4 protein-coding genes are annotated in these 3,423 nt (G+C 66.6%); all 4 read left to right on the top strand.

Translation table 11 applies throughout. The annotated features are described in order from the left end of the window. On the top strand, positions 1 to 1,053 hold a 1,053-nt coding region (locus EN738_RS32525), incomplete at its 5' end, for a tetratricopeptide repeat protein (RefSeq protein WP_127287143.1). Between the two features lie 86 nt (positions 1,054 to 1,139). Then, positions 1,140 to 2,240 carry an NAD(P)/FAD-dependent oxidoreductase gene (locus EN738_RS32520; protein WP_127287142.1) on the top strand — a complete coding sequence of 367 codons (1,101 nt, stop codon included), beginning with the start codon at positions 1,140 to 1,142 and terminating at the stop codon, positions 2,238 to 2,240. Positions 2,241 to 2,451: 211 nt separating this feature from the next. Further along, positions 2,452 to 3,081 carry a glutathione S-transferase family protein gene (locus EN738_RS32515; RefSeq protein ID WP_127287141.1) on the top strand — a complete coding sequence of 210 codons (630 nt, stop codon included), beginning with the start codon at positions 2,452 to 2,454 and terminating at the stop codon, positions 3,079 to 3,081. Between the two features lie 130 nt (positions 3,082 to 3,211). Beyond that, positions 3,212 to 3,423 (top strand): hypothetical protein (locus EN738_RS32510; protein ID WP_127287140.1); only part of this gene is annotated, 212 nt, incomplete at its 3' end.

Genomic DNA, 3,423 nt, shown 5'->3' with positions numbered 1-3,423 from the left:
TTCCACACCATGAAATCGCTGGGCAGCAAGCCCGCCGATTTCGTGGCCGACGGCAAGGCGCTGGGCGCCGCCTATATCTTGTCGGGCCAACTGCGCGCCGACGACACCCGCATTCGGCTGACCATCGAGCTCGCCGATGCGAGGAACGGCGTCAGCCTTTGGAGCGAGCGCTACGACCGTCCGGTCGAGGACATCTTCGCGCTGCAGGACAGCCTGACCGAAAGCGTCATCAATGTGCTCGCCGGCTGTTTCGGAGCGATCGCCACGATCGGGCGCAACGCGGTTCGCCGCAAGCCGCCGGCCAGCCTGCGCGCCTATGATCTCTATCTGCTTGGCGTCGAGCAGCACAACACCTTCAGCCGCGCCGGCAATGCGGAAGCGATCCGGCTGTTTTCACGCGCGCTGGAACTCGACCCGACGCTGGTCAGGGCCTGGACCGAGCTCGCCTACGCCTATTCGATCGAAGCCGGCAACTGCTTTGGCCGCGATCCGCGGGCATCGATCGAGAAATGGCGCGCGGCGGTCGAAAATGCGATCCGGCTCGATCCCTTCGACAGCAGCGCCTGCAACTGCTTCGGCGATCTCATGGGATGCCTCGGCGACCTCGATGCCGCGGAGCGTGCCTACAAAAGGGCCTACGAATGTGGCCCCAACCATGCCGACACGCTGGCGCTGCTTGCCGGCAGCAAGGCGCTGGTCGCAGGCGATCCTGCCGAGGCGATCCCGCTCATCGAGCGCGCCATGCGCCTCAATCCGCTCGCTCCGCCCTGGTACTTCGGCATGCAGGGCCGCGTCCTGTTCTGCGCCGGCCGGCACCGGGAAGCCATCGCGGCCTTGCGCAGAAGCACGCCGGACTCGCCCAATGTGCTGATGTTCCTGGCGCTCTCCCATGCGGCGTCGGGCGACAGCGCCGAGGCGGCCGGATTCGTGGCGCGGCTCGCGGCCGAGTTCCCCGACTTTTCCGTCGAGGGTTTCATCTCGGGCTATCTCGTGACCAACCCGGGCGCCGTCAACGCCATTCGCGACGCGGCGAAGCTGGCGGGGCTGGGCTGAGGGGGAGAAGGGAAGCGCCGCACCCCACTTGTCCAGCCTGCACCTCCCGGCATAGCCTGCCATGACCTGGGAGGGGAGGAAACCGCTTGGATACCAATGTCGTGATCGTCGGCGCCGGGCCGGCCGGGCTTGCCGTCGGCGCTTGCCTGCGCCGGGCGGGGGTGGATTTCCTTATGCTTGAAAAGGCCTCGGAGGTGGCGCCGGCCTGGCGGCGGCACTACCGGCGGCTGCATCTGCATACGGTGAAGTCCTTCTCCTCGCTGCCCTTCGTGCCGTTCCCCAGCGACCATCCGCGCTATGTGCCGCGCGAGAAGGTGGTGGCCTATCTCGACGCCTATGCCGAACGTTTCGAGCTCAGGCCGCGCTTCGGCGTGACGGTCGACAGCATCCGCCGCGACAAGGACGGTTTCCGCGTCGAGACGGGATCCGACGCGCTGACGGCGCGCCATGTCGTCGTCGCCAGCGGCAACAATGCCGAGCCCATCGTCCCCAGCTTTCCCGGGATCGAGACCTTCAAGGGCAAGGTGCTGCACAGCGCCGACTATACCGAGGCGGCCCCTTTTTTCGGCAGGACGGTGCTGGTCATCGGCATGGGCAACACCGGCGCCGAGATCGCGCTCGACCTTGCCGAGAGTGGCGCCCACCCGACGCTCTCGGTGCGCAAGGGCGTGCACATCGTGCCGCGCCAGCTGTTCGGCGTGCCGATCCAGATGGTGGGCATCGCCACCCGGCCGATGCCGCAGGGCCTCAACGACCGCATGTTCCCAATCATCCTCGACCTGGCGCTGGGCAAGCTCGAGAAATACGGCATCGTCAGGCCGAAGGAAGGCATCCTGAAGCAGATCGACGCCGGCCGCATTCCGGTCATCGATGTCGGCACCGTGGCGGCGATCAAGGCCGGCCGGATCAAGGTGGCACCCGACGTCAAGCACTTCGGCGAGCGCGGCGCCACCTTCGTCGACGGCGGGCAGGAGGAATTCGACGCCGTCATCCTCGCCACCGGCTACCGCCCGGCCTACGACAACTTCCTGCCGGCGGAGCTCAGGCCGCAGAAGAGCGGCGTCAATGCCCGCTCCTCGGAACTCGGCCTCTACCTCGTCGGCTTCCACAATCCCGTCACCGGCCTGCTGCGCGAAATCGGCCTGGAAGCTATGGCCGTGGCCGCCGATATCGAGAAGCGGGGATGAGGGCGGCTTCCGACGACGAGGGGACAAACGACACTCATGCCGACCAGAGGATGGGACATGCTGCCTCAGATGCAGGAGCTCTTTGAGTTCTTCGGTCCGCACGTAGACATCGCCGGCGGCCGTTCAGAGCCGCTTCGGGGCCTAGCATAGATCGGGTGGACCATACCCCTGCGCTATGCGAAGCCGGTCCCGATTGCACGAAAGGACCACCATGCTCACGCTCTACGATTATCTGCCGTCGCAGAATGGCTGGAAGGTGAGGGTTCTGCTCGGCTTGCTCGGCATCGCCTACGAAACCCGCGTCGTCTCGATTTTCGAGGGCGAGAGCCACACGGAGGCTTTCCTCAAGCTCAACCCGGCCGGCGCCGTGCCGGTGCTCGCCGTTGAGAACGGGCAGGCGATCGCCGAGTCCAACGCGATCCTCGTCTGCGTCGCGGAGGGCACATCCTATCTGCCGGCAGACCGGCTTCTCCGCGCCAAGGTGATGCAATGGCTGTTCTTCGAGCAGTACTATGTCGAGCCGGTGATTGGCTCGCTGCGCTACTGGATCCTGACCGGGCGGCTCGAGCGCAACCAGGCGATGGTTTCGGGCAAGCGCGAAGCCGGCGCCCGTACGCTGGCGGCGCTGGAGCGCAGCCTCGTCGACGGAGCGTTCCTTGTCGGTGACACTCTCACCATTGCCGACATCGCCGTCTATGCCTACAGCCACCGCGCCGAGGATTGCGGCTTTAAGCTCGCGGACTATCCGTTCGTGACGGCGTGGATCGGCCGGGTGCGGGACGCGATCGGTCCCGACTATCCCGTCCATCCTTACAGCATCGATCCACATTCCGGCGCCTGACGCCCGCTCGCCGAGGATCGCGTTTCGAATCCGCGCCAAACCCGGCTCTGCCATTGCCTATCCGATTTCGCGCCCCAGATTCCGTCGCCAGGGCCGGGCCCTTCGGCGCCGGGCCGGCGCGGAGGTGACAATGACACGCGACGACATCATTTCAGTGCTGGGTCCGGTGGACGAGGCCGTCCTCGCCGACATCGCGCTGACCGGCGCCAGCCTTGGAGAACTGCGCGAGGCCTTCGCCTGGATCGGCGCCGACGAGGCGCTGGTCAATGAGGGTCGCCATTTGCCGGGCGCGCGGGTGGCGCGGCTGATCGAGATCCTCGAGCCGCCGGAGGAGGACGACGG

This window comes from Mesorhizobium sp. M4B.F.Ca.ET.017.02.2.1 (genome assembly GCF_003998955.1).
Lineage (GTDB): Bacteria > Pseudomonadota > Alphaproteobacteria > Rhizobiales > Rhizobiaceae > Mesorhizobium > Mesorhizobium abyssinicae.
The sequence above is the reverse complement of the archived record's forward strand: the minus strand, read 5'-3'. Positions and strand labels throughout refer to the sequence as shown.